22 protein-coding genes are annotated in these 24,540 nt (G+C 74.2%); 16 read left to right on the forward strand and 6 right to left on the reverse strand.

The window, feature by feature from the left end:
- Positions 1-7: 7 nt before the first annotated feature.
- The 4 genes from H9657_RS14645 to H9657_RS14660 all read left to right on the forward strand — a co-directional run bounded on the left by H9657_RS14645 (position 8) and on the right by H9657_RS14660 (position 3,137).
- Positions 8-403 carry a Sec-independent protein translocase family protein gene (locus H9657_RS14645; RefSeq protein WP_191784155.1) on the forward strand — a complete coding sequence of 132 codons (396 nt, stop codon included), beginning with the start codon at positions 8-10 and terminating at the stop codon, positions 401-403.
- 77 nt (positions 404-480) lie between these two features.
- Positions 481-1,536 (forward strand): tryptophan--tRNA ligase, encoded by a 1,056-nt coding sequence (trpS, locus tag H9657_RS14650; RefSeq protein ID WP_191784156.1) that lies wholly within the window; start codon positions 481-483, stop codon positions 1,534-1,536.
- On the forward strand, positions 1,533-2,108 hold the full coding sequence (locus H9657_RS14655; protein WP_191784157.1) for a 2'-5' RNA ligase family protein: 576 nt from the start codon (positions 1,533-1,535) through the stop codon (positions 2,106-2,108). The genes trpS and H9657_RS14655 overlap by 4 nt, the downstream gene beginning before the upstream one ends.
- Positions 2,109-2,117: 9 nt before the next feature.
- The gene (locus H9657_RS14660; protein WP_191784158.1) at positions 2,118-3,137 is read left to right on the forward strand and encodes a YihY/virulence factor BrkB family protein; all 1,020 of its coding nucleotides are present in this window, start codon (positions 2,118-2,120) and stop codon (positions 3,135-3,137) included.
- Between the two features lie 7 nt (positions 3,138-3,144).
- On the opposite strand, the gene H9657_RS14665 is transcribed toward H9657_RS14660, so the two are convergent.
- The 5 genes from H9657_RS14665 to sdhC are packed head-to-tail and all read right to left on the reverse strand — an operon-like array spanning position 3,145 to position 7,492.
- Complete coding sequence (locus tag H9657_RS14665) at positions 3,145-3,960, reverse strand: aminoglycoside phosphotransferase family protein (RefSeq protein ID WP_318241525.1); 816 nt, start codon at positions 3,958-3,960, stop codon at positions 3,145-3,147.
- Between the two features lie 20 nt (positions 3,961-3,980).
- On the reverse strand, positions 3,981-4,766 hold the full coding sequence (locus H9657_RS14670) for a succinate dehydrogenase iron-sulfur subunit (protein WP_191784159.1): 786 nt from the start codon (positions 4,764-4,766) through the stop codon (positions 3,981-3,983).
- Positions 4,766-6,598 (reverse strand): succinate dehydrogenase flavoprotein subunit, encoded by a 1,833-nt coding sequence (gene sdhA, locus H9657_RS14675; RefSeq protein ID WP_191784160.1) that lies wholly within the window; start codon positions 6,596-6,598, stop codon positions 4,766-4,768. The genes H9657_RS14670 and sdhA overlap by 1 nt, the downstream gene beginning before the upstream one ends.
- 37 nt (positions 6,599-6,635) lie before the next feature.
- Entirely contained in the window at positions 6,636-7,094 is a 459-nt protein-coding gene (locus tag H9657_RS14680; RefSeq protein ID WP_191784161.1) for a succinate dehydrogenase hydrophobic membrane anchor subunit, read from the reverse strand.
- Positions 7,094-7,492 (reverse strand): succinate dehydrogenase, cytochrome b556 subunit, encoded by a 399-nt coding sequence (gene sdhC / locus H9657_RS14685; RefSeq protein WP_191784162.1) that lies wholly within the window; start codon positions 7,490-7,492, stop codon positions 7,094-7,096. Before sdhC ends, H9657_RS14680 begins: the two co-directional genes overlap by 1 nt.
- A 246-nt stretch (positions 7,493-7,738) precedes the next feature.
- Here sdhC and H9657_RS14690 point away from each other — a divergent pair, with 246 nt between their 5' ends.
- The 12 genes from H9657_RS14690 to H9657_RS14745 all read left to right on the forward strand — a co-directional run bounded on the left by H9657_RS14690 (position 7,739) and on the right by H9657_RS14745 (position 22,498).
- A complete protein-coding gene (locus tag H9657_RS14690; protein WP_191784163.1) occupies positions 7,739-8,854 on the forward strand; it encodes a mannose-1-phosphate guanylyltransferase in 1,116 nt (371 codons plus the stop codon).
- Between the two features lie 76 nt (positions 8,855-8,930).
- Positions 8,931-10,217 carry an amidohydrolase gene (locus tag H9657_RS14695; protein WP_191784164.1) on the forward strand — a complete coding sequence of 429 codons (1,287 nt, stop codon included), beginning with the start codon at positions 8,931-8,933 and terminating at the stop codon, positions 10,215-10,217.
- Between the two features lie 215 nt (positions 10,218-10,432).
- Positions 10,433-11,524, forward strand: a complete 1,092-nt coding sequence (locus H9657_RS14700; RefSeq protein WP_191784165.1) for a BMP family lipoprotein — start codon at positions 10,433-10,435, stop codon at positions 11,522-11,524.
- 222 nt (positions 11,525-11,746) lie between these two features.
- Complete coding sequence (locus tag H9657_RS14705; protein WP_191784166.1) at positions 11,747-13,363, forward strand: ABC transporter ATP-binding protein; 1,617 nt, start codon at positions 11,747-11,749, stop codon at positions 13,361-13,363.
- On the forward strand, positions 13,360-14,619 hold the full coding sequence (locus H9657_RS14710; RefSeq protein ID WP_191784167.1) for an ABC transporter permease: 1,260 nt from the start codon (positions 13,360-13,362) through the stop codon (positions 14,617-14,619). The genes H9657_RS14705 and H9657_RS14710 overlap by 4 nt, the downstream gene beginning before the upstream one ends.
- A complete protein-coding gene (locus tag H9657_RS14715; RefSeq protein ID WP_191784168.1) occupies positions 14,616-15,905 on the forward strand; it encodes an ABC transporter permease in 1,290 nt (429 codons plus the stop codon). The genes H9657_RS14710 and H9657_RS14715 overlap by 4 nt, the downstream gene beginning before the upstream one ends.
- 20 nt (positions 15,906-15,925) lie before the next feature.
- On the forward strand, positions 15,926-16,408 hold the full coding sequence (locus H9657_RS14720) for a cytidine deaminase (RefSeq protein WP_318241527.1): 483 nt from the start codon (positions 15,926-15,928) through the stop codon (positions 16,406-16,408).
- A complete protein-coding gene (locus tag H9657_RS14725) occupies positions 16,405-17,700 on the forward strand; it encodes a thymidine phosphorylase (protein ID WP_191784169.1) in 1,296 nt (431 codons plus the stop codon). Before H9657_RS14720 ends, H9657_RS14725 begins: the two co-directional genes overlap by 4 nt.
- A gap of 87 nt (positions 17,701-17,787) precedes the next feature.
- A complete protein-coding gene (locus H9657_RS14730) occupies positions 17,788-18,021 on the forward strand; it encodes a hypothetical protein (RefSeq protein ID WP_191784170.1) in 234 nt (77 codons plus the stop codon).
- Positions 18,018-19,136, forward strand: a complete 1,119-nt coding sequence (locus H9657_RS14735) for an adenosine deaminase (RefSeq protein ID WP_191784171.1) — start codon at positions 18,018-18,020, stop codon at positions 19,134-19,136. The genes H9657_RS14730 and H9657_RS14735 overlap by 4 nt, the downstream gene beginning before the upstream one ends.
- Positions 19,133-19,852, forward strand: a complete 720-nt coding sequence (gene deoC, locus H9657_RS14740; protein WP_191784172.1) for a deoxyribose-phosphate aldolase — start codon at positions 19,133-19,135, stop codon at positions 19,850-19,852. Before H9657_RS14735 ends, deoC begins: the two co-directional genes overlap by 4 nt.
- 243 nt (positions 19,853-20,095) lie before the next feature.
- Positions 20,096-22,498 (forward strand): DUF6055 domain-containing protein, encoded by a 2,403-nt coding sequence (locus H9657_RS14745; protein ID WP_191784173.1) that lies wholly within the window; start codon positions 20,096-20,098, stop codon positions 22,496-22,498.
- 71 nt (positions 22,499-22,569) lie between these two features.
- On the opposite strand, the gene H9657_RS14750 is transcribed toward H9657_RS14745, so the two are convergent.
- Entirely contained in the window at positions 22,570-24,291 is a 1,722-nt protein-coding gene (locus H9657_RS14750; protein ID WP_225215395.1) for a phospho-sugar mutase, read from the reverse strand.
- Positions 24,292-24,540: the final 249 nt, after the last annotated feature.

Genomic DNA, 24,540 nt, shown 5'->3' on the forward strand with positions numbered 1-24,540 from the left:
TGATCGGGTGTTCGGGATCAACGGTGGAGAGCTGCTCGTGCTGCTCGTCGTCGCCGCCGTGGTGATCGGCCCGGAGCGGCTGCCGGCCTACGCCGAGCAGCTGGCCGGGTGGGTGCGGCGGCTGCGCGACCTGGCCCGCGACACCCGGGAGCGCGTCGGTGCCGAGCTCGGTGACCCGGACGTCGACTGGGCCGCGCTGGACCCCCGTCGCTACGACCCGCGCCGCATCGTGCGTGACGCGCTGCTCGACGACCCGCCGGCGCGCACGCCGTCGCGTCCGGCGGTGCCGCGGCCCGGCAGGACGGCCCCCGCGGCTGCGGCCGCGACGACCGCCGCTTTCGTCGACGCGCCCGTGCCCGCGGCCGCCGGGGGGCCCGCACCGTTCGACGACGAGGCGACCTGAGCGCACCGCGCTCGTTTCCGCCGTACGATCCCGCACGACACCCGGCCGATGGCCGACCACCCCAGGAGGCCCGCGCAATGACCCAGGTGCTGTCCACGACGCAGCCCCCCACGCCCTCGACCGCGGGCGGGCGCATCTTCTCGGGCATGCAGCCGACGTCGGACTCGCTCCAGCTCGGCAACTACCTGGGTGCGCTGACCCAGTGGGTCGCGCTCCAGGAGACGCACGACGCGATCTACTGCGTCGTCGACCTGCACGCGCTGACCGTGGGACCGGACCCGCAGGTGCTGCGCGAGCGCACCCGGCGCACGGCCGCGCAGTACCTCGCGGCCGGCGTGGACCCGCAGCGGTCGACGCTGTTCGTGCAGTCGCACGTCCCCGAGCACGCCGAGCTCGCGTGGATCCTGTCCTGCCACACCGGGTTCGGCGAGGCCGGCCGCATGACGCAGTTCAAGGACAAGTCCGCCCGGCAGGGGTCGGAGGGGACGACCGTCGGGCTGTTCACCTACCCGGTGCTCATGGCGGCCGACATCCTGCTGTACGACACCGCGCTGGTGCCCGTCGGCGAGGACCAGCGTCAGCACCTCGAGCTCACGCGGGACCTCGCGCAGCGGATGAACGCGCGCTTCGGGAAGGGCACGGTCGTCGTCCCGGAGCCGTACATCGTGTCCGCGACGGCGAAGATCTACGACCTGCAGGACCCGACGTCGAAGATGAGCAAGTCCGCCGAGAGCCCCAACGGGCTGATCGAGCTGCTCGACGACCCCAAGGTGGTCGCCAAGCGGATCCGGTCGGCCGTCACGGACGCCGAGCGCGAGATCCGCTACGACCCCGTCGCCAAGCCGGGCGTCTCGAACCTGCTGACGATCTTCTCGGCGCTGTCGGGCCGGACCGTGGCGAGCCTCGAGGCCGACTACGAGGGCAAGGGCTACGGGGACCTCAAGAAGGACCTCGCCGACGTCGTCGTCGACTTCCTCACGCCCTTCCAGGAGCGCGTGCAGCACTACCTGTCGGACCCCTCGGCGCTCGACGACGTGCTCGCGGCGGGCGCGGCACGCGCGCGCGAGCTCGCGACCCCCACGCTCGAGCGCGTCTACGACCGCTCGGGGCTGCTCCCGCGGCGTCGGGCGTGAGGCTTCCCCGGGCGGGTGACGGCGAGACGGTCGTCGGGGTCGCGATCGCGGTCCCCGAACCCTTCTGCGGTCAGCTGCACGACGCGCGGGTGCGCCTGGGGGACCCCGAGGCGCGCCACATCGTGCCGCACGTGACGCTCATCGGTCCGACGCCCGTCGCCGAGGACCGGCTCGAGGAGCTCGACGCGCACCTCGCCCGCACGGTCGCCGGTCACCGTCCCTTCCACGTCGAGCTGCGCGGGACGGACACGTTCCGCCCCGTCTCGCCGGTCGTCTTCGTGACGCTCGCCGAGGGCGCCGAGCAGTGCGCCGCGCTGGAGTCGGCGGTGCGCTCCGGCCCCCTGGAGGTCGAGTCGCACTTCCCGTTCCACCCGCACGTCACCGTCGCGCACGACCTCGACGACGCGGCGCTGGACCTCGCGCAGGCCGACATGGCGTCGTACGTGGCCGGGTTCGACGTCACGCACGTCCACCGGTTCGTGCACGACGGCACGGCCTGGCGTCCGGCGCGACGTTTCGTGCTCGGTGCGGTGGGCGCGGTCGCGGATGCCGCGGCGGGGGTCCGCCCGTAGCGTCACCCCATGGCACGACGCACCGACCCGCCCGAGCACACCGTCGTCGCGCCGCCCGCGGGGGCGGGTGCGGCGCACGTGCACGCGGCACAGCTGGCCCCGGACCCCGTGGCCGCGCGCCGGTGGAAGCCCGGGCTCGGCGGGCTCGTCGAACGCGGCAGGGCGCTCCTGGCCTGGTGGCAGGGGACCCGTGCCGCGCGCGCCAACGCCCGGTTCGGGCAGGCGGGCGGTGGTCTGCTCACGGGCGGGCTCGCCTACACCGCGCTCTTCTCGGTGTTCGCCGGCCTGACGATCGGCTACACCGCCTTCATGGCGGTGCTGGGCGACAACGCGGGCCTGCGTGAGACCGTCCTGCGCTCGATCGACGAGGCGCTGCCCGGCCTCGTCGCGACCGGCTCCGACGGCGGCCTCATCGAGCCGGACCAGCTCGTCCTGAGCCCCGGGGTGGGGATCGCCGGCGTCGTCGCGGTCGTCGTGCTCCTCGTCACCGCGATCCGGGTGACGGCCGCGCTGCGCACCGCGCTGCGTGCGATGTTCGGTGCGCACGACGCGGACAACGTCGTCCTGGGCAAGCTGCGCGAGCTCGGCACCTTCGTCGGGATCGCCGCGGCCGTGCTCGTCTCGGCCGTCCTGGGGATCACCGTGACGGCCGCGGCCGGCTGGCTCCTGGACACCGTGGGCTGGTCGGACGGTTCCGCGGTCGTGCTCCGGGTCGCGGGCGTCCTGGTGGCGTTCGTCGTCGACGCGGCCGTGTTCGTCATGCTCGTCCGGTTCCTGGCGGGCCAGGCACCGCCGCGCCGTGACCTGCTGGGCGGTGCGGCGATCGCCGCCGCGGGGCTCGGGGTCGTGCGGACGCTCGGCACGTCGGTGGTCGCCGGCTCGGTGGGCAGCGACCCCGTGCTGGCGTCGTTCGCGGTCGTCGGCGTGCTGCTGCTGTGGATCAACCTCATCGCGCGCATTGTGCTGCTGGCGGCGGCCTGGACCGCCGACCCGCCGGCGGTCCACCCCGCGGCGGCCGAGGCGGTGTGACCGCCGCTCAGCCGGCGGGGGAGAGCGCGGCGAGCAGCGCGGGCAGGCGCTCGACGTGGTCGCGCAGCTGCGCCCGGGTGCGGGCCGGCTCGCCGACCTGCAGCAGGTTGCGCATGCCCTCGTCGCCCGCCGCCTGGCCGGCGGCGATGGTGTCCGTCGCGGCGGTCATGCGGGCCACGACGTGGTGCGCGACGTCGGGCGCGGACGGGGCGGGCACGCCGAGCGCGGCCGCCTGCCGGCCGTACGCCTCGACGAGGACCCGGAGGCGGCGCGCACCTTCCACCGGTCCGAGGTCGAGGTAGAACGGGACGCCGCTCCAGGCGAGCATCGCGACGTCGTCGAGCGGCCGGCCGGGACCGGCGACGTCCCAGTCCAGCACGCCGACGATCTCGTCCGACCCGGGCTCGGCGACGAGCATGTTGTACAGCGTCGCGTCGTTGTGGCACACGATCTCGCCGGGTGCCAGGTCGCGCTCCAGGAAGCGCCAGCGCGCGCGCCCGGGCCGCAGGTCCGCGACCGCCGCGTGGTACCGGGCGAGCCACGCCGCGGCCGACGCGAGCCGCGCGTCGGTCACCTCGGCGAGGTCGACGGGCACGCCGGGCAGGTGCTCGAGGACCTCGCGCCCGTGCGCGTCGAGCCCGTGCGGCGCCGGGACGCCGTCCAGACCGCGGGCGCGGACGTGCGTGAGGAGGGCGTGGACCGCCGGCGTCCAGGGACCGGCCGGGCGACGCACCGTCGCACCCACGCGGACGGCGCCCCCGACGTTGCCGCCCGGCAGCCGCACCTCGGGGGTGTCGCCGTCCGGCTCGACGTACCGCGGCACCGCCGCGGGCCGGGGACCGCTCAGAAGGCGCGCGTGATCATCGCGCGCTTCACCTCCTGGATCGCCTTCGTCACCTCGATGCCGCGCGGGCACGCCTCGGTGCAGTTGAAGGTCGTCCGGCAGCGCCAGACGCCCTCCTTGTCGTTGAGGATCTCGAGGCGCTGCGTGCCTCCCTCGTCGCGGCTGTCGAAGATGAACCGGTGCGCGTTGACGATCGCGGCGGGCCCGAAGTACTGGCCGTCGGTCCAGAAGACGGGGCACGACGACGTGCACGCGGCGCACAGGATGCACTTGGTCGTGTCGTCGAAGCGCTCGCGCTGCTCGGGCGACTGCAGGCGCTCCTTCGTCGGCTCGGTGCCGGTGGTGATGAGGAACGGCATGATCTCGCGGTAGGACGCGAAGAACGGCTCCATGTCCACGACGAGGTCCTTGACGACCGGCAGGCCCTTGATGGGCTCGACGACGATCGGCTTGGACGGGTCGAGGTCCTTGAGCAGCGTCTTGCACGCGAGCCGGTTGCGGCCGTTGATCCGCATCGCGTCGGACCCGCAGATGCCGTGCGCGCACGACCGGCGGAACGTCAGCGAGCCGTCGTGCTCCCACTTGATCTTGTGCAGGGCGTCGAGGACGCGGTCGGTGCCGTGCACGTCGACCGTGAACTCGTCCCAGCGCGGCTCGGCGACGAAGTCCGCGCCGAACGTCGGCATGTCCTCGTCCGCCGGCAGGAACCGGCGGATCTTCAGCGTGACCTGGAAGGACGGCACGGCGCCGACCTCGGTGGCGGGGGCGTCCACGGTGGTGGTCATCAGTACTTGCGCTCCATCGGCTGGTAGCGGGTGACGGTGACGGGCTTGGCCCCGAGGACCACCTGGTAGCCGTCGAACGTCTCGGCCCTGGCGAACGCGCCGTCACCCGAGACGGTGCCGGCCGCACCCTCGGCCACGGGGCGGCGGTACGCCATCGTGTGCTGCATGAAGCGGGCGTCGTCGCGGTCCGGGAAGTCCTCGCGGAAGTGGCCGCCGCGCGACTCCTCGCGGTTGAGCGCGCCCACGACGACGGTCTCGGCGATGTCGAGCAGGAAGCCCAGCTCGACCGCCTCGAGCAGGTCGGTGTTGAAGGTCTTCGTCTTGTCCTGCACCGACACGGCCTCGTAGCGCTTGCGCAGCGCCTTGATGTCGGCCAGCGCCTGCGTGAGCGACTCCGACGTGCGGAAGACCTGGGCGTTGGCGTCCATGGTTTCCTGCAGCGCGCGGCGGATGTCCGCCACCCGCTCGCCGTCGGGGCGCGTGCGGATCTTCTCGAGGCCCGCCTCGACGCTCACCGCGGGGTCCGCGGGGAGCTCGACGAACGACGCCGCCGTGGCGTACGCGGCGGCCGAGCGGCCGGCGCGCTTGCCGAAGACGTTGATGTCGAGCAGCGAGTTGGTGCCCAGCCGGTTGGAGCCGTGCACCGAGACGCACGCGACCTCGCCCGCGGCGTACAGGCCCTTGATGACGTCCGTCGCGTTGCGCAGCACCTCGCCCTCGATGTTCGTGGGGATGCCGCCCATGGCGTAGTGCGCCGTGGGGTAGACCGGCACCGGCTCGGTGTAGGGCTCGATGCCGAGGTAGGTGCGCGCGAACTCCGTGATGTCGGGCAGCTTCGCGTCGATGTGCGCGGGCTCGAGGTGCGTGAGGTCGAGCAGCACGTAGTCCTTGTTCGGCCCCGCGCCGCGGCCCTCGCGGACCTCGTTCGCCATCGACCGGGCGACGATGTCGCGCGGTGCGAGGTCCTTGATGGTCGGCGCGTAGCGCTCCATGAAGCGCTCGCCGTCGCCGTTGCGCAGGATCCCGCCCTCGCCGCGCGCGGCCTCCGAGAGCAGGATGCCGAGGCCCGCCAGGCCGGTCGGGTGGAACTGGAAGAACTCCATGTCCTCCAGCGGGATGCCGCGGCGGTACGCCAGCGCCATGCCGTCACCGGTCAGGGTGTGGGCGTTCGACGTCGTCTTGTAGATCTTGCCGGCGCCGCCCGTCGCGAACACGACGGCCTTGGCCTGGAAGACGTGGATCTCGCCGGTGGCCAGCTCGTACGCGACGACGCCCGAGACGTTGACCTCCTCGCCCTCGGGCACGTCGCCCGTGGCGAGGTCGTGGTCCACGAGCAGGTCGAGGACGTAGAACTCGTTGAAGAACTCCACGTCGTTCTTCACGCACTGCTGGTAGAGCGTCTGCAGGATCATGTGGCCCGTGCGGTCCGCGGCGTAGCAGGACCGGCGGACGGCCGCCTCGCCGTGGTTGCGCGTGTGCCCGCCGAAGCGGCGCTGGTCGATGCGCCCCTCGGGCGTGCGGTTGAACGGCAGACCCATCTTCTCCAGGTCGAGCACCGCGTCGATGGCCTCCTTGGCCATGACCTCGGCGGCGTCCTGGTCGACCAGGTAGTCACCGCCCTTGACGGTGTCGAACGTGTGCCACTCCCAGTTGTCCTCCTCGACGTTGGCCAGTGCGGCGCACATGCCGCCCTGCGCCGCACCCGTGTGGGACCGCGTGGGGTAGAGCTTGGAGATGACGGCCGTGCGCACGCGCGTCGAGGACTCGAGCGCCGCGCGCATCCCGGCGCCGCCCGCGCCGACGATGACGACGTCGTACTGGTGGGTCTGCATCGGCTGGTGAGCCTTCCTTGCTGGGGTGTGGCGTGGGTCAGGCCGTGCAGAACGACGGCAGGAGGTCGGCCGGGCTGTTCGGCGGGCACGGGTCGAACGTGAAGATCACGAGCGTGCCGAGGACGATCACGACGACCGTGGCGGCGTACAGCGCGAGCTTCAGCACCATGCGGGTGCCGTCCTTCTCCGCGTAGTCGTTGATGATCGTGCGGATGCCGTTGGTGCCGTGCAGCATCGCGAGCCACAGCATGAGCAGGTCCCAGACCTGCCAGAACGGCGAGGCCCACTTGCCGGCGACGAAGCCGAAGTCGATCGCGCTGATGCCCTCACCCGCGATGAGGTTGACGAACAGGTGACCGAAGATCAGCACCACGAGCAGGACGCCCGACGCGCGCATGAACACCCAGCCGTACAGCTCGAAGTTGCCGCGCGTGCTGCGCCGCGTCGGGCCGGGGCGCGACGCCCGCGGTGCCTTGGGATCGGCGATGGTGCTCATCAGTGGCCCCCGAAGACGTTCATCAGGTGACGCGGCAGGAAGCCCGCCATCGCCACGACGACCAGGGCGACGACGACCCACAGCATCTGACGCTGGTACTTCGGGCCCTTGGCCCAGAAGTCCACGAGGATCAGCCGGATGCCGTTGAAGGCGTGGAACAGGATCGCCAGCACGAGGCCGGCCTCGCCCAGACCCATGACCGGGTTCTTGTACGTGCCGATGACGTCGTTGTACGCCTCGGGCGACACGCGCACGAGCGCGGTGTCGAGGACGTGGACGAGCAGGAAGAAGAAGATCGCGAAACCGGTGATGCGGTGCGCGACCCAGGACCACATGCCTTCGCGCCCGCGGTAGAGCGTTCCGGCCGGCCGCGGTGGCGCGGTGGGCGCTGAGGACACGGTAGGGGGCCTCCTGAGGCGAGTTCGCGTGCGGACGGCGTTGTCCTTGACGTCCTCTCACTGTAATGACCCGGTCCACCCGGTTGGCCCACGGCGGCGGCCCGGGGAATCCTGGAACGGTCCATTGTGACCAACCCCACAGGGCTGCGGGGGGTTCCGGGACCTCCGTCCCGGGCCGACGGGCGTCCGGACGGACCGGTGCCGACGCGGGCCCGCGCACGCCGGGCCGGCCGCTACGGTGTGCCCATGCCGGACGCGCCGATCGCCGACTTCCATGCCGTCGTCCCCGCCGGGGGCGCCGGGACCCGCCTGTGGCCGCTGTCGCGTGCCGGGCACCCCAAGTTCCTGCTCGACCTGACGGGCAGCGGCCGCACGCTGCTGCAGGGCACGGTCGACCGGCTGCTGCCGCTGACGGGCCCCGGGCACGTTCTGGTGGTCACCGGGACCCGGCACGCCGAGGCGGTGGCGCGCCAGCTGCCCGAGCTCGGTCCCGAGCACGTGCTGGCGGAGCCGAGCCCGCGCGACTCGATGGCCGCGATCGGGCTGGCCGCGGCCGTCCTGGCCGAGCGGCACGGACCGGACGTCGTGCTCGGCTCGTTCGCCGCCGACCACGTCATCACCGGCCTGCCCGAGTTCGGGGCCACGGTGCGCGAGGCCGTCGCCGCGGCGCGCACGGGCGCCGTCGTCACCGTCGGCATCCGCGCGACCGAGCCGTCCACGGCCTTCGGGTACGTGCGCGGCGGCGACCCGCTCGGTGCGCCGGGCGCGCCGCACGCGCTGCGGGCCGTCGGCTTCACCGAGAAGCCCGACGCGCAGACCGCCGCCGAGTACCTCGCCACGGGCGAGTACAGCTGGAACGCCGGGATGTTCGTGGTGCAGGCCGGTGTGCTGCTCGACCACCTCGCGCAGCAGCTGCCCGCGCTGCACGACGGTCTGCGCCGCATCGCGGCCGCGTGGGACACCCCCGACCGCGACGCGCGCCTGGCCGACACGTGGCCGGGGCTGACGAAGATCGCCATCGACCACGCGATCGCCGAGCCGGTCGCGGCGGCCGGAGGTGTCGCGGTGGTCCCCGGCACGTTCGGCTGGGACGACATCGGCGACTTCGCGTCGCTCGGCGCGCTCCTGGCCGGCGAGGCCGGCGCCGCCGCGACGCTCGGGGACGCGGGCCTCGTGCTGCGGATCGACGCCGACGGCGCGGTGGTGGCGACCGGCGGGCGCACCGTGAGCGTCGTCGGCGTGCCCGACGCGGTCGTGGTCGACACCCCGGACGCCCTGCTCGTCACGACGCGCGCGCACGCGCAGCAGGTCAAGCAGGCCGTCGACGCGTGGCGCGAGCGCGGGCGCGACGACCTGCTCTGACCGCACCGGTGGGCGTCGTCCGCGGTGGCTGTGGACGCCGTCGGGCGTCCGCGGGCTGCGGCGATACCCTCGGGGGATGCCCGTCCCCGCCTCCGACCAGCTGTCCGTGCCCCTGAGCGCGCAGGACGTGCCCCCGCTGCGCACCCTCGCGCCGGAGCCCGCGAACCCGGTGGCGCGTGCGCTCGCGGCGACCCTCGACGGGCTCCGCACCGAGCTCGTCACCTTCCGTCGCGACCTGCACGCGCACCCCGAGCTGGCACGCACCGAGGAGCGCACGACCCGCGTCGTCGCGGAGCGCCTGCGCGCGGCGGGCCTGACGCCGCACCTGCTGACGGGCACGGGCCTGTGGTGCGACATCGGCCCGACGGTCGCCGAGGCGGGCGTGCGGCGCGTGGCGCTGCGCGCGGACCTCGACGGGCTGCCCGTGCCGGACACGTGCGGCCTGCCGTGGGCGTCCACCCACCGCGGGGTCGTGCACGCCTGCGGGCACGACGTGCACACGACCGTGGTGCTGGGTGCGGGCCTCGCGCTCGCGCGGCTGGCGGCGGACGGCCTGCTGGACGTGGGCGTACGGCTCGTCTTCCAGCCGGCGGAGGAGGTGCAGCCCGGCGGGTCCATCGACGTCATCAACGAGGGCGGGCTGGACGGCGTCGGCGAGATCTTCTCGGTGCACTGCGACCCCAAGCTCGACGTGGGCCTGGTCGGCACGCGCATCGGACCCATCACGTCGGCGTCGGACGAGGTGACGGTCACCGTCACCGGCGGCGGCGGGCACACGTCCCGCCCGCACCTGACCGGCGACGTCGTGTTCGCGCTCGGCCAGGTCATCACGCAGGTCCCCGCGGTGCTGGGCCGGCGGCTCGACCCCCGCTCGGGCGTCAACCTCACGTGGGGGGCCGTCCACGCCGGGACGGTGCACAACGCGATCCCGGCCACCGGCACCGTCATGGGCACGCTGCGCTGCCTGGACGTGCGGGCGTGGGAGCGCGCGTCGGCCGTGTTCGAGCAGGCCGTCGCGGACGTCGTGCACCCGCTGGGCGTCGAGGTCGAGGTCAAGCACCAGCGGGGCGTCCCGCCGGTCGAGAACCGTGCGGAGAGCACCGGGGTCCTGGAGGAGGCGGCGCGCGACGTCCTCGGCCCGGACGCCGTGCGTCTGACCGAGCAGTCGCTCGGCGGCGAGGACTTCGCCTGGTACCTCACGAAGGTGCCGGGAGCGATGGCCCGTCTGGGCACCCGTACGCCCGACGGCCGCACGTACGACATCCACCAGGGCGACCTGCGGGTCGACGAGCGCGCGATCGAGGCGGGTGCGCTGCTGCTCGCGCGGACCGCCTACCTGGCCGGTCGGCGCGCGCGCGTCTGAATCGTCCGTCTCGCACCTCGGACGCCGCTCCCGAGGTGCGGGACCAGGTTGCGAATTCATCACGGAACCTGCGTGGATACCCGTCGGTAACGTGGCCGTGACGCAGGGGTGTCTAGGGTCGACCGTGATCCCGCCGTCAGCGGCACGGTCGGTGTACCCGCCCGATGCCGCTCCCACGCGGGACGGCGTGACCTCGAGAACATGGAGACAACGGCGTGAAGAAGATCATGCGAGCAGCCGCGCTCGGCGGGGCTGTCGCCCTCGCCCTCGCAGCCTGCGGCAGTGCCCCCGAGGAGACCGAGCCCACGGCAGGTGCCGGCTCCGCCGGTGACTCCGACTTCAAGGCCTGCATGGTCTCGGACCAGGGCGGCTGGGACGACCAGTCGTTCAACCAGTCCGGCTACGAGGGCCTCAAGCTCGCCGAGAAGGAGCTGGGCGTCGAGGTCAACGCGGTCGAGTCCACCGCGGACTCCGACTACGGACCCAACATCGACTCGCTGATCCAGGACGGCTGCACCTACATCATCGGTGTCGGCTTCCTGCTCGAGCCCGCGATCCAGGCGGCCGCCGAGGCCAACACGGACATCGAGTTCGGCCTCATCGACTCCTCGTTCTCGGACGACGAGTTCAACACCATCGAGCTCGACAACGCCAAGCCGCTGCTGTTCAACACGGCCGAGGCCGCGTTCCTCGCCGGCTACGTGGCGGGCGCGACGACCGAGACCGGCATCGTCGGCACCTTCGGCGGCCTGCCGATCCCGTCCGTGCAGATCTTCATGGACGGCTTCGTCGACGGCGTCGCCCAGTGGAACGAGGACTCGGGCGAGAACGTCCAGGTGCTCGGCTGGGACAAGGCCAAGCAGGAGGGCCAGTTCTCCGGCGACTTCGAGACGCAGTCCAACGGCCAGAACATCGCCCAGGGCTTCCTGGACCAGGGCGCGGACATCATCATGCCGGTCGCCGGCCCGGTCGGCCTCGGTGCCGCCGCCGCCGTCGAGGGCAAGCCCGGCGCCAAGGTCATCTGGGTCGACTCGGACGGCTTCGAGTCGACCGAGTACGGCCCGATCGTCCTCACGTCGGTGATGAAGGAGATCGGCCAGGCCGTCTACGACTCCATCCAGCAGGCGTCCGAGGGTGACTTCTCGAACGAGCCGTACGTCGGCACGCTGGAGAACGAGGGTGTGGGCCTCGCGCCGTTCCACGACTTCGAGGACGCCGTTCCTGCCGAGGTCAAGGACCGCATCACCGAGCTGCAGGAGCAGATCGTCTCCGGCGAGCTCGTGGTGGAGTCCCCGAACGCTCCGTGACGCACGCCGCGCGCCGTGAGGCGCGAGGCACCTCTCGCCGTGCCTGATGCGCGGTGCACGACAAGCACGACGGCCCGGGTGGTCCGCCACCCGGGCCGTCGCGCGCCACGGACCTGCACGCGCCGCCGGCGTTGTACGGTCGACGAGGTACCGGCGACAGACGGCTGCTGACGTGCGACGACGCACGCGGGTCGAGGCGGACGACGGATGGGAAGCGGGCACATGAGGCTCGAGCTGCGCGGGATCACGAAGAGGTTCGGCTCGTTCACCGCGAACGACGCGATCGACCTGGTCGTGGAGCCCGGTCAGATCCACGCCCTGCTGGGCGAGAACGGTGCCGGCAAGAGCACCCTGATGAACGTGCTGTACGGGTTGTACCAGCCCGACGCGGGCGAGGTCCTGCTCGACGGCGAGCCGGTCACGTTCGACGGACCGGGCGCGGCGATGGCCGCCGGCATCGGCATGGTGCACCAGCACTTCATGCTCGTGCCGGTGTTCACCGTCGCGGAGAACGTCGCGCTGGGGCACGAGCCGACGGCCGGCGCAGGGCTCCTCAGCCTCGGCGAGGCGCGCCGCCAGGTCGCGGACGTCGCGGCCCGCTTCGGCTTCCACGTGGACCCGGACGCGATGGTGGAGGACCTGCCGGTCGGCGTGCAGCAGCGCGTGGAGATCATCAAGGCCCTGTCGCGGGACGCGAAGATCCTCATCCTCGACGAGCCGACCGCGGTGCTCACGCCGCAGGAGACCGACGAGCTCATCGAGATCATGCGCCAGCTGCGCGACGCCGGCACGTCGATCCTGTTCATCACGCACAAGCTGCGCGAGGTCCGGGCGGTCGCCGACCGCATCACCGTGATCCGGCGCGGCAAGGTCGTCGGCACCGCCGAGCCCACGGCGCCCGAGACGGAGCTCGCGTCCCTCATGGTCGGCCGCGCCGTCTCCCTCGGGGTCGAGCGGACGCCGGCCGAGCCGGGCGACGTCGTGCTGCGCGTCGAGAGCCTCACGGTGCGCGACGCCGTGGGCACCGCCGTCGTCGACGGTGTGGACCTCGACGTGCGCGCGGGCGAGATCGTCGCCGTCGCCGGCGTCCAGGGCAACGGGCAGACGGAGCTCGCGCAGGCGGTGCTCGGCCTGGTCCACCCCACCGCCGGGTCGCTGCACCTGGACGGCACCGACCTCACCGGGCTGTCGGTGCGCGACCGGCTGCGGGCGGGCCTGGGCTTCGTGCCCGAGGACCGCAGCACCGACGGCGTCATCGCGGACTTCTCGATCCAGGAGAACCTGGTCCTCGACCTCGTCGACGCGCCGCCCTACTCGCGGCGCGGGGCGATCGACCGGGGCCGGCTGCGCCGCAACGCCGAGCAGCGCGTCGTCGAGTTCGACGTGCGCACCTCGTCGGTCGACGCGCACGCGGGCACCCTGTCGGGCGGCAACCAGCAGAAGGTGGTCCTCGCCCGCGAGATGTCCCGGCCGCTGCGCCTGCTCGTCGCTTCGCAGCCCACGCGTGGCCTGGACGTCGGCTCGATCGAGTTCGTGCACCAGCGGATCGTGCGTGAGCGGGACAACGGCACCGCCGTCGTCATCGTCTCCACCGAGCTCGACGAGGTCGTCGCGCTGGCCGACCGCATCGCCGTCATGTACCGGGGCCGCGTGGTCGGGGTCGTGCCCGGCGGCACCGACCGGGACGTTCTCGGGCTGATGATGGCCGGCGTCCCCCTCGACGAGGCCGTGGCGCAGACCGCGGCCCACCACACGACGCTCGGCGCGCTCGACACGGCGCCGCCCACGCAGGCCGCGCAGCCCACGCAGGCCGCGCAGCCCGAGGAGGAGGGCCGATGAGCCAGCCCGCCGCGCCGCCCCCGGCGCAGCCCCCCAGCGAGCCGCAGGACGCGCCCGTCGCGGCCCCGGCGGCGACCGAGGAGCGCCCCCCGGGCCTCCTGCAGGACGTGCTGGCGTCGTCGTGGCTGATGACGGTCTGCGCGATCGTGCTCGCGCTCGTCATCGGCGCCGTCCTCATCGCCGCGGCCGACCCCGACGTGCAGTCCAGCGCGGGCTACCTGTTCGCGCGGCCCTCGGACTTCTTCACGGCCGTGTGGCAGACCATCTCCAGCGCCTACGCGGCCCTCTTCCAGGGCGCGGTGTTCGACTGGGCGGCTGCCAGCCCGCAGCGGGCGATCCGCCCGCTGACCGAGACGTTGACGATCTCCGTGCCGCTCATCCTCGCCGGTCTCGGCGTGGGCATCGGCTTCCGTGCCGGCCTGTTCAACATCGGTGCCCAGGGCCAGATCACGCTCGGCGCGATCCTCGCGTCGTGGGTCGGGTTCACGTGGCACCTGCCCGCCGGCCTCCACCTCGCCGTCGCCATGGTCGGAGCGGCCATCGGTGGCGCGGTGTGGGCGTCGATCGCCGGTGTCCTCAAGGCGCGCACCGGCGCGCACGAGGTGATCGTCACGATCATGCTCAACAACATCGCCGTGTTCCTCGTGCTGTACCTGCTGACGACCAGCGTGTTCCGCTCGCCGACGCCGCAGGTCGGGCGCACGGTGGCCGAGACGGCGATGCTGCCGGGGCTGCTCGGCGACGGTTTCCGCCTGCACCTGGGCTTCCCGCTGGCGCTGCTCGCCGCGCTCGGCGTCTGGTGGCTCATGGAGCGCTCGACCGTCGGGTTCCGTTTCCGCGCCGTGGGGTCCAACCCGCACGCGGCGCGGACCGCCGGCATGTCGGTGCCGTGGGTCACGATCACCGTGATGGCCGTCGCGGGCGCGCTCGCCGGCCTCGCGGGCGGTGCGCAGCTGCTCGGCACCGAGCGCAACCTCACGGGCGCGATCGCCGGCAGCATCGGCTTCGACGCCCTGACGGTCGCGCTGCTGGGCCGCTCGAAGCCGCTGGGCACCGTGCTCGCCGGCATCCTCTTCGGAGCGTTCGCGGCCGGTGGCCGCCTCATGCAGACCCGCACGGGCACCCCGATCGACATCGTGCTGGTCCTGCAGTCCCTCATCGTCCTGTTCATCGCGGCGCCGCCGCTCGTGCGCGCGGTCTTCCGGCTACGCGCACCCGGCGAACGCCGCCGCTCCACCGCGGAGGCGGCAGCATGAGCCTGGCCACGCCCGTGACCGAGAACGCCCCGGCACCGGACGACGCGGGACGCCTGCGCCCCACCTGGCGCGGACCGATCGCCTACGCCGTCATCGCCCTCGTCGCGCTGCTCGCGATGCCGCTGCGCACGCCGGACGGCTCCACCCGCTTCCGGCTCTCGACCGAGACCGACTTCGCGCAGATCCCGACCTTCGAGGTCCCCGCGGCACCGACCGTGTGGGTGCTCGTCCTGCTCGCCGTGGCGCTCGCCGCCCTCGCCGCATGGTGGACCCGCCAGGGCCGGCGCACCGGGCTGTGGCTGCCGGTGGTCTTCGGCGTCGCCCTGCTGCTCGCGTTCCTCACGTTCGTCGGCGCCGGACGCTCCGCGGTCATCCCGCTGACGTCGGTCGCGACGGGGACGCTGTTCCTCGCGACGCCGCTCATCTTCGGCGCCCTGTCCGGCGTCGTGTGCGAGCGCGTCGGCATCGTCAACATCGCCATCGAGGGCCAGCTGCTGGCCGGCGCGTTCATCGCGGCGGTCGTCGGGTCGCTCACGGCGTCCGCGTACATGGGCCTGGTGGCCGCGCCCGTCGCCGGTGCGCTGGTCGGCATGCTGCTGGTCTTCTTCGCGGTGCGGTACCACGTCAACCAGATCATCGTCGGCGTCGTGCTCAACGTGCTGGTCGTCGGCCTGACGAGCTTCCTGTTCTCCACGGTGCTCGCGGAGGACCCGGGCACGTGGAACCAGCGCCAGGCGCTGCCGGTGCTGCCGATCCCGGTGCTGTCGCAGATCCCGGTGATCGGGCCGATCCTCTTCCGCCAGACGCTGCTGGTCTACCTCATGTACGTCATCGTCGTCGCGCTGCAGGTCTACCTGTTCCGCAGCCGGTGGGGCCTGCGCCTGCGCGCCGTCGGGGAGCACCCGAAGGCGGCGGACACGGTGGGCATCGACGTCAACCGCACGCGCGTGCGCAACACGATCCTCGGCTCCGCGATCGCCGGGCTGGGCGGTGCGTTCTTCACCGTCGCGTCCGGCCTCGCGTTCGGCAAGGAGATGACCGGCGGGCGCGGGTTCATCGCGCTGGCCGCGATGATCCTGGGCCGGTGGAGCCCCAAGGGTGCCGTCGCGGCGGCCCTGCTGTTCGGCTTCGCGGACAACCTGCGCACCGTGCTGGGCACGATCGGCAGCTCGGTCCCGCCGCAGCTGCTGCTCATGACGCCCTACATCGTCACGATCCTCGCGGTCGCCGGGTTCGCCGGCCGGGTGCGCGCACCCGCCGCCGAGGGCATCCCGTACGTCAAGTGAGCACCTGAGCACGTGAGCAAGTGAGCAAGGAGGCGGGGGCCGTGGACGGCACCGGGCAGGACGGGCAGGGCTCGCAGGTCGACTGGGAGGCGTTGCGGGAGGCTGCGCGGGGGATGCTCGAGCGGGCGTACGTGCCGTACTCGCGGTTCCCCGTGGGTGTGGCCGCGCTCGTCGACGACGGCCGGGTGGTCACGGGCTGCAACGTGGAGAACGCGTCGTACGGCGTCACGCTGTGCGCCGAGTGCAGCCTGGTCTCGATGCTGCACGTCACCGGCGGCGGGCGGCTCGTGGCCTTCACGTGCGTCGACGGGCACGGCAACGTGCTCGCCCCGTGCGGGCGGTGCCGCCAGCTGCTGTACGAGCACGGGGGGCCGGATCTGCTGGTCGAGACCGTGCGGGGCATCCGCCCCATGAGCGAGGTGCTGCCCGACGCGTTCGGCCCGCACGACCTCGTGGAGCGCGGGGACGCGGCGCAGGCCGCAGAAGAGGAGCAGGACGCATGAGCGAGCAGTTCGACGCCGTGGACGTCATCGTCGCCAAGCGCGACGGGCGACGGCTGGCCGACGAGCAGATCGACTGGGTCGTCGACGCCTACACCCGAGGGGTGGTGGCCGACGAGCAGATGTCCGCGCTCGCGATGGCGATCCTGCTCAACGGCATGGACCGTGCCGAGATCGCGCGGTGGACGGCCGCGATGATCGCGAGCGGCGAGCGCCTCGACTTCTCGGGCCTGTCGCGCCCGACGGCCGACAAGCACTCGACCGGGGGCGTGGGGGACAAGATCACCCTGCCGCTGGCGCCGCTCGTCGCCGTGTTCGGCGTCGCCGTGCCGCAGCTCTCCGGCCGCGGCCTGGGCCACACCGGCGGGACGCTCGACAAGCTCGAGTCGATCCCGGGCTGGCGTGCCGCGCTGAGCAACGACGAGATGATGCGCCAGCTCGAGGACGTCGGTGCGGTCATCTGCGCGGCCGGCTCCGGCCTGGCGCCCGCCGACCGCAAGCTCTACGCGCTGCGCGACGTCACCGGGACCGTCGAGGCCATCCCGCTCATCGCGAGCTCGATCATGAGCAAGAAGATCGCCGAGGGCACCGGTTCGCTCGTGCTCGACGTCAAGGTCGGGTCGGGCGCCTTCATGAAGGACGCCGAGCGCGCGGGCGAGCTGGCCCGCACGATGGTCGAGCTCGGGACCGACGCCGGCGTGCGGACCGTCGCGCTGCTCACGGACATGTCGACGCCGCTGGGCCTCACGGCCGGCAACGCGCTCGAGGTGCGCGAGTCGGTCGAGGTGCTCGCCGGCGGCGGACCGCAGGACGTCGTCGAGCTGACGGTCGCGCTCGCGCGCGAGATGCTCGACGCCGCCGGACGCCCGGACGCGGACCCCGCGGCCGCGCTGGCCGACGGCCGCGCGATGGACGTGTGGCGCCGGATGATCGCCGCCCAGGGCGGCGACGTCGACGCGCCGCTGCCCGTCGCCCGCGAGCAGGAGCAGGTCCTCGCCGAGGCCGACGGCGTGCTGACGACGCTGGACGCGTACGCCGTCGGCGTGGCCGCCTGGCGGCTCGGCGCCGGCCGCGCGCGCAAGGAGGACCCGGTGCAGGCGGGCGCCGGTGTCGAGATCCACGCGCGCCCCGGCGACACGGTGCGTGCGGGGCAGCCGGTCCTCACGCTCCACACGGACACCCCCGAGCGCTTCGGACGTGCGCGCGAGGCCCTCGCCGGGGGCGTCGTGGTCGACCCGCAGGGGACGCCGGGCCGGCGCGCGCCGCTCGTCCTCGACCGCGTCGCCGCGGGCTGACGTGGCCCGCGCCCGGTCGCGGCGCCCGGGCGCCGGGGCCACGATGAGGAACGCCCAGCCGACGCACGACGACCCCCAGGAGGAGTCATGAGCACCGTTCCCGGATCGGAGTCCTGGCGCGACGCCGGCCTCGCGCCCGCCGACACGGAGCTGCCGCTGCGTCTGACCGACGTCGACGAGGCCGAGGTCCCGGACACGAGCGGCGCCGAGGAGTACACCCCCGGCTTCCCGCGCGCCGACCGCGAGGACCGCGCGACCGAGGCGGACGTGGTCGAGCAGGCCACCGAGGTCCCGCTCGACGACGAGGGCACCGACGCGTGACGCCTCCGGACGAACCCGGGGACCTCGACGCCGCGCTGCGCGCGCTGCCGAAGGTCCTGCTCCACGACCACCTCGACGGCGGGGTGCGTCCCGCCACGGTGGTCGAGCTCGCGGCCGCGGTCGGGCACGAGCTGCCGACGACCGACCCGCAGGAGCTGGGCCGGTGGTTCGTCGACGCCGCCGGGTCCGGCTCGTTGCCGCGCTACCTCGAGACGTTCGTGCACACGCTCGCGGTCATGCAGACCGCCGAGGGGCTGCGCCGGGTGGCGCGTGAGGCGGTGCTCGACCTGGCCGCCGACGGCGTCGTGCACGCCGAGCTCCGCTACGCGCCCGAGCAGCACCAGCGCACCGGGCTGACGCTGCAGCAGGTCGTCGACGCGGTGCGCGAGGGCTTCGCCGAGGGCACGGAGCTCGCGGCGGCCGACGGGCACGAGATCCGCGTCGTGCAGGTGCTGTCCGCGATGCGCCAGGACCACCGGTCCGCCGAGATCGCGGCGCTCGCGCTCGCGAACCGCGACGCGGGCGTCGTCGCGTTCGACATCGCCGGCCCGGAGGAGGGGTTCCCGCCCTCGCGGCACGCGGCCGCCTTCCGCGTCGTGCGGGACGCGTGCTTCCCCGCGACCGTCCACGCCGGCGAGGCGGACGGGCTCGACTCGATCGCGGAGGCGCTGCACGTCGCCGGGGCCGTGCGCCTGGGCCACGGCGTCCGCCTCGCGGACGACGTGCACGAGGCGCCGGACGGCACCTGGCGCCTCGGCCTGCTCGCGCACTGGGTGCGCGACCGCCGGGTGCCGCTCGAGGTGTGCCCGTCGTCGAACCTCCAGACCGGTGCCGCGGCGTCGGTCGCCGAGCACCCCGTGACGCTGCTGCGGCGGGCGGGCTTCGAGGTCACCGTCAACACCGACAACCGCCTGCAGTCGGGCACGTCCCTCTCGCGCGAGCTCGGCCTGCTCGTCCGCGAGGCCGGCTGGACGCTCGACGACGTGCTCGAGGTGACGCTCACCGCGGCCCGGCACGCTTTCCTGCACCACGACGAGCGCCGCGCGCTCGTCGACCGCATCGTCCGCCCGGCGGCCACGCCGGGCACCGCACGCCCCGGGAGGCACCGCGCATGACCACCGACGACACCCCCACCACGCAGGCACCGATCGACGCGGTCGGGCTCGCGCGGCTCGTCGACCACACGCTGCTCAAGCCCGAGGCGACGCGCGCCGACGTCGAGGCCCTGGTCGCCGAGGGAGTGAGGCTCGGCGTGTACTCCGTGTGCGTGTCGCCGTCGTTCCTGCCGCTGGAGATCCCCGTGGGGATCGACGGTGCGCCCGACCTGCTCGTGGCGACGGTGTGCGGGTTCCCGTCGGGCAAGCACCACAGCGACGTCAAGGCGGCCGAGGCGGCACGCGCGGTGCGCGACGGTGCCGACGAGGTCGACATGGTGATCGACGTCGGCGCCGCCAAGGAGGGCCGGTTCGCGGACGTCCGGCAGGACATCGCGACCGTGCGTGCGGCGGCGCCCGCGCCGACCGTGCTCAAGGTGATCATCGAGTCCGCGGCGCTCACCGACGACGAGATCGTCGGCGTGTGCCAGGCCGCGGAGGCCGCCGGCGCCGACTTCGTCAAGACGTCGACGGGGTTCCACCCGGCCGGCGGCGCGACCGTCCACGCGGTCGCGCTCATGGCGCGCACGGTCGGTGGGCGGCTGGGGGTCAAGGCGTCGGGCGGTGTCCGCACGGCGGCGGACGCGCTCGCCATGGTCGAGGCCGGGGCCACCCGGCTGGGGCTCTCGGGGACCGCGGCGGTGCTCGCCGGGCTCACCGCGGACGGCGACTACTGACGTCCCGGGCCACCGGATCCGCCCTCCGGGGCATGAGAGGGACGTGAGAGTTCCGCGTCCCCACGGGTGAATCCTGTCCGATCCGGGCGAATCGGGCGTTGACTTGGGCGCCGGCGACGGACGATGGTGGACGGTCGTCCGGTTCGACTCGCACGTGGCCGACGACCCACGTAGGTCACGAGCAGGTGCACCGGTCCGACGACCCGACGGCGTGCGCACCCGCGGGGAGGAGACGCACGCCGCATGAGCCGGATCAGGCGCGGCACGCTGGTCGTGGCGCTCGTCGTCGCGTTCCTCCTCGGCGCCGCGCTCGCGGCCGCGTTCGGCAGCAACGCCGGCGGACGCAAGGACCTCGTCGTGCCGGAGGGCTGGCGGAGCGCCTGGGACGCGGCCCACGTGCTCGAGGGTGACGACGTGGCGCTCGCGTGGGGGGACCGCGTCGGTGCCGACCCCACGCGGGCGTCCGAGGACCTGCGCTTCGACCCCGCCGTCGTCGTCGCCCAGCTCGAGGCGCTGCACGCGCTCGACGTGGACGTCCTGCGGCTGGGGGCTCCCCAGGGGCCCCTCGCGGGGCGCAAGCTCCTCGTCGTCGTCGACGGGAGCTGGTCGACGGGTCCCGGTGCACCGCTCGATCCCGGCGTGGCCGCCGTCGTGGACGGCGGGCTGTCCACGACGGACGGGGCCGTGCCGCCCACCCGCGGGGCCGTCGTGGGCGGGGTGGCGATGCTGCACGTCCAGCCGGCCGTGCTCGCGTCGTCGTTGACGAGCACCGCGGCCACCGGCGCGACCGCCACCGCCTCCGCGCCGGCCTCCTCGTCCGCGGCCCCGCCCGCCACCGGGTCACCGGGAGCCACGCAGGACGCCCGCACTCGGGTCCCCGCAGGCACGCCGTGGGAGCTGGCCCGTGGCGTCGCCGAGGCGCTGCAGCGCCTGACGGAGGCCGCGCACCCGGGCCACGGGCTCACGGACGAGGCCGCGGACGTCCTGCGGCCCGCCGCGTCGGCCTACCTGGCGTCGTTCGCGGTCCCCGAGGGGCACGCCGACGTCGCCGACCACCTCCTGGCGCCCCAGCTCGCCTGGGGGAGCCCGCGCCAGGGTGCAGCCGGCTGGCTGCTGCTGCAGCACCTGGCCGACCGGTCGTCGCCGACGCTCGTGCACGAGCTGTGGACCGAGTCGCTCGACACCGAGCACGTCCTGGGCGCGTACGCGCGCCTCCGGCTCGCCAACGCCTCGGCGCTCAACCGCCAGGTCGCCCAGTACGCCATGCGGGCCGCGGTCCTCGACGTGCCCGGCACGGGACCGCCCGGCGACCTCGCCGCGCGGCTGGACCCGGTGCTGCTCGCGCACCGCACGACGCCGGTCGACCCCGCACCGGACGACCCGGGCCACTACCGCGTCACGGGCACGTTCGCGCCGGCCGCCTACGGCTACACCGTGGTGCGGCTGACGCCCGACGGCTCGGGGGCGGACGTGCGGGTGCGGGTGCGCGGTCACGCGGAGGAGCTCACGGGTGCCCACCCGGGCTGGAGCTTCGGCCTGGTGGCCGTCGGGCCGGAGGGGCCCCGCTACAGCCCCGTGACCGAGGCCGTCGACGGCGAGCTGCGCCTCGCGCTGCGCCCCGGGGAGTCCGAGGTGTACCTCGTCGTCGCCGCGACCCCCACCGAGGTCGTCCCGTCGGGTGCGCAGGCCTTCACGGCGACGACCCGCTACCCGTACGAGTTCCGCGTCGCGGGCGCCTCGGTCACCGACCCGGCCGCCGACGCCGACGTGGCGGGCGGGCACCGGCACGCCAACGGGGGCGGCTGGGTGCAGGACACGGCGGACGTCGACCCCGCGGCCCACGTCGCGGCAGGTGCCGTCGTGCGGGGCGACGCCACGGTGGGGCCCGGTGTCCGGATCGAGGGACGCGCGTGGGTCGAGTCCGGTGCGCGGCTGACGGGCGACGTCGTCGTGCGCGACGTGGCCGTCGTGCGCGGGTCGGCGCGGCTGTCCGGACGCGTCCTCGTCGGCGGCGACGCGGTCGTGGGGTTCACGTGCGACGCCGGCGCGTACACCACCTACCGCCCGGGCGCGTCGTGCGACCCGGGGGCCGTGGGATCGGACGTCAACCCGGTCGTCACGCCGTTCGCGGCGGGCGAGACGGCGCTGCGGGACGTCGCCCCCACCATCACCCCGACGAGCGACCCCGTGCCGAGCGGCAGCCCCACCCCGGGACCGGACACCACCGCCCCGGCGAGCCCGCGACCGGGGGCGACGACGCCGAGCGCGTCACCGTCCCCGCCGGCGGGCGGCACGTCGTCCGGCGGCGTGGCCGCGCCGCCCGCCGCGGTGCCGGCCGGTGCCTGCACGGCCGGCTACCAGGTCGTGGGGTCGTGGACCGGTGGTATGCAGGCACAGGTCACCGTCACGGCGACGACGCAGGGCGTCAACGGCTGGGTGCTGACCTGGACCCAGCCCCCCGGCCTGCAGATGCTCGACTCGTGGGGTGCCCAGGTGTCGCGCAGCGGCAGCACCATCACGGCGGAGAACCTGTCGTGGAACGGCGCGATCGCGAACGGTGCGAGCGTGACGTTCGGGTTCAACGCCACCGCCGAGAGCGACGGCGCCCTGGCCGTCCCGCTGGTGCGCTGCGAGCGCCGGGGCTGAGGGGCGCGCGGGCGCCCGCGGGTCCGACGGCTGCCGACGACTGCCGACGACTGCCGACGACTGCCGACGACTCAGGGCACGTCGATGCCGAGCGCCACCCGCACGTCGTGCGCCAGGTGGTCCAGACGCCCGCGGGCGCGGTGGTGGGCCGCGTCGAGCGCGGCACGGTCCGCGTCGGACGCGACCGGCACGATCACCTCGAGGTAGGCCTTGACCTTCGGCTCGGTCCCCGAGGGGCGGACGACGACGCGCGTGCCGTCGGCCGTCAGCAGCCGCAGCCCGTCGGTCGGCGGCAGTCCACCGCGGTCGTCGTCCGTGCCCGCGGCCAGGTCGACGACCTCGACCACGGGCGAACCGGCCAGCTCGGACGGCGGCGCCTCGCGCAGCGTGGCCATGGTGGCGCCGATGCGGCTCAGGTCGGCGTACCGGGCGCTGACCTGACCGGTGGCGTGCAGCCCGTGGGCGCGCGCGAGGTCGTCCAGCGCGTCGATGAGGGTCCGACCGTCCGCCGCGAGCCGCGCCGCGAGGTCGCACACCCGCACCGCGGCGGAGATGCCGTCCTTGTCGCGCACGTGGGCCGGGTCGACGCAGTACCCGAGCGCCTCCTCGTACCCGAACACGAGCTCGTCGACGCGGGCGATCCACTTGAAGCCCGTCAGGGTCGACGCGAACCGCAGGCCCGCGTCGGCGGCGACCGCCGCGAGCAGGCGGGACGACACGATCGAGCACGCGAGCGTGGGCGTCGCGCCCGGGGCGGCGCCCTCGGCGCGCACCCGGGCCGCGGCGTCGGACCCGAGCAGCGCCCCGACCTCGTCACCGGTCAGCATGCGCCAGCCGTCGGCCTGGGGCGTCTCCGGGCCGCGTGCCGGGACGTGCGCCCGCGGGTCGAGGACGGCGACGGCGCAGCGGTCCGCGTCGGGGTCGACGGCCACGACGAGGTCGGCGCGCAGCGACGCCGCGAGCGCGATCGCGAGGTCCGTGGCACCCGGCTCCTCGGGGTTCGGGAAGGCGACCGTCGGGAAGTCGGGGTCGGGCTCGGCCTGCTCCGCCACGAGCGTGACGTCGCCGAACCCGGCCTTCGCCAGCACGTCCTTCGTCAGGGCGCCGCCGACGCCGTGCAGCGGGGTCAGGACGACCTTGAGGCGGGCGCGCGCGTCGGCGTCGCCGCCCGGTGCCACGGCCGCGGCGGTGCGGGCGTACTCCTCGACGACGTCCTCGCCGAGCGTCGTCCACCCCGACGGCGCGCGCGGCACGGACGCGACCGAGGGCACGCGGGCGATCTCGGCGGCGATGGCCGTGTCCGCGGGCGGCACGATCTGCGCGCCCTGCCCGGCGTCGGTGACGATCCGCCCGCCGAGGTAGACCTTGTAGCCGTTGTCACGGGGAGGGTTGTGCGAGGCGGTCACCATGACGCCCGCGTCGGCGTCGAACCGCAGGACCGCGGACGCGAGGACCGGGGTCGGCAGCGGGCGCGGCAGCAGCAGCACCTCGATGCCGACGGCGGTCATGACCGCCGCGGTGTCGAGCGCGAAGCGGTGCGAGTTGTGCCGCGCGTCGTAGCCCACGACGACCCGGGGTGCGGGCGTCGCACCCTCGAGCTCGCCCAGCAGGTAGTCCGCGAGCCCCGACGCGGCGCGGATGACGACCGCCCGGTTCATGCGGTGCGGCCCGCCGCCCAGCGCGCCGCGCAGCCCCGCGGTGCCGAACTGCAGGAGCCCGGAGAACCGGTCCTCGAGGTCCGCACGCGCGGCGTCCGCGTCCCGGCGCAGGAGGTCCGCGGCGGGCTCCGTCATGCCCGGCTCGGGGGTGTCGCGCGCCGTCCGCAGCAGCGTCGACAGCTCGTCCGCCGTGGTCGGGTCCGGGTCGTCCGCGATCCAGGCCTCGACCTGCGCGACCAGGTGCGCCCAGCCGTCGTGGTCGGTGCCGGGGTGCTCGGGCGTCACGTCCGCCGACGGGGCGTCCCCGCGGAGCACGTCGTCGTGGTCGCTGGTGGTCACGGACCCAACCTAGCGGCGGGCACCCCACCGGGCACGGTCACGTGT

This window comes from Cellulomonas avistercoris (assembly GCF_014836445.1).
In the GTDB taxonomy this organism is placed as follows: domain Bacteria; phylum Actinomycetota; class Actinomycetes; order Actinomycetales; family Cellulomonadaceae; genus Cellulomonas; species Cellulomonas avistercoris.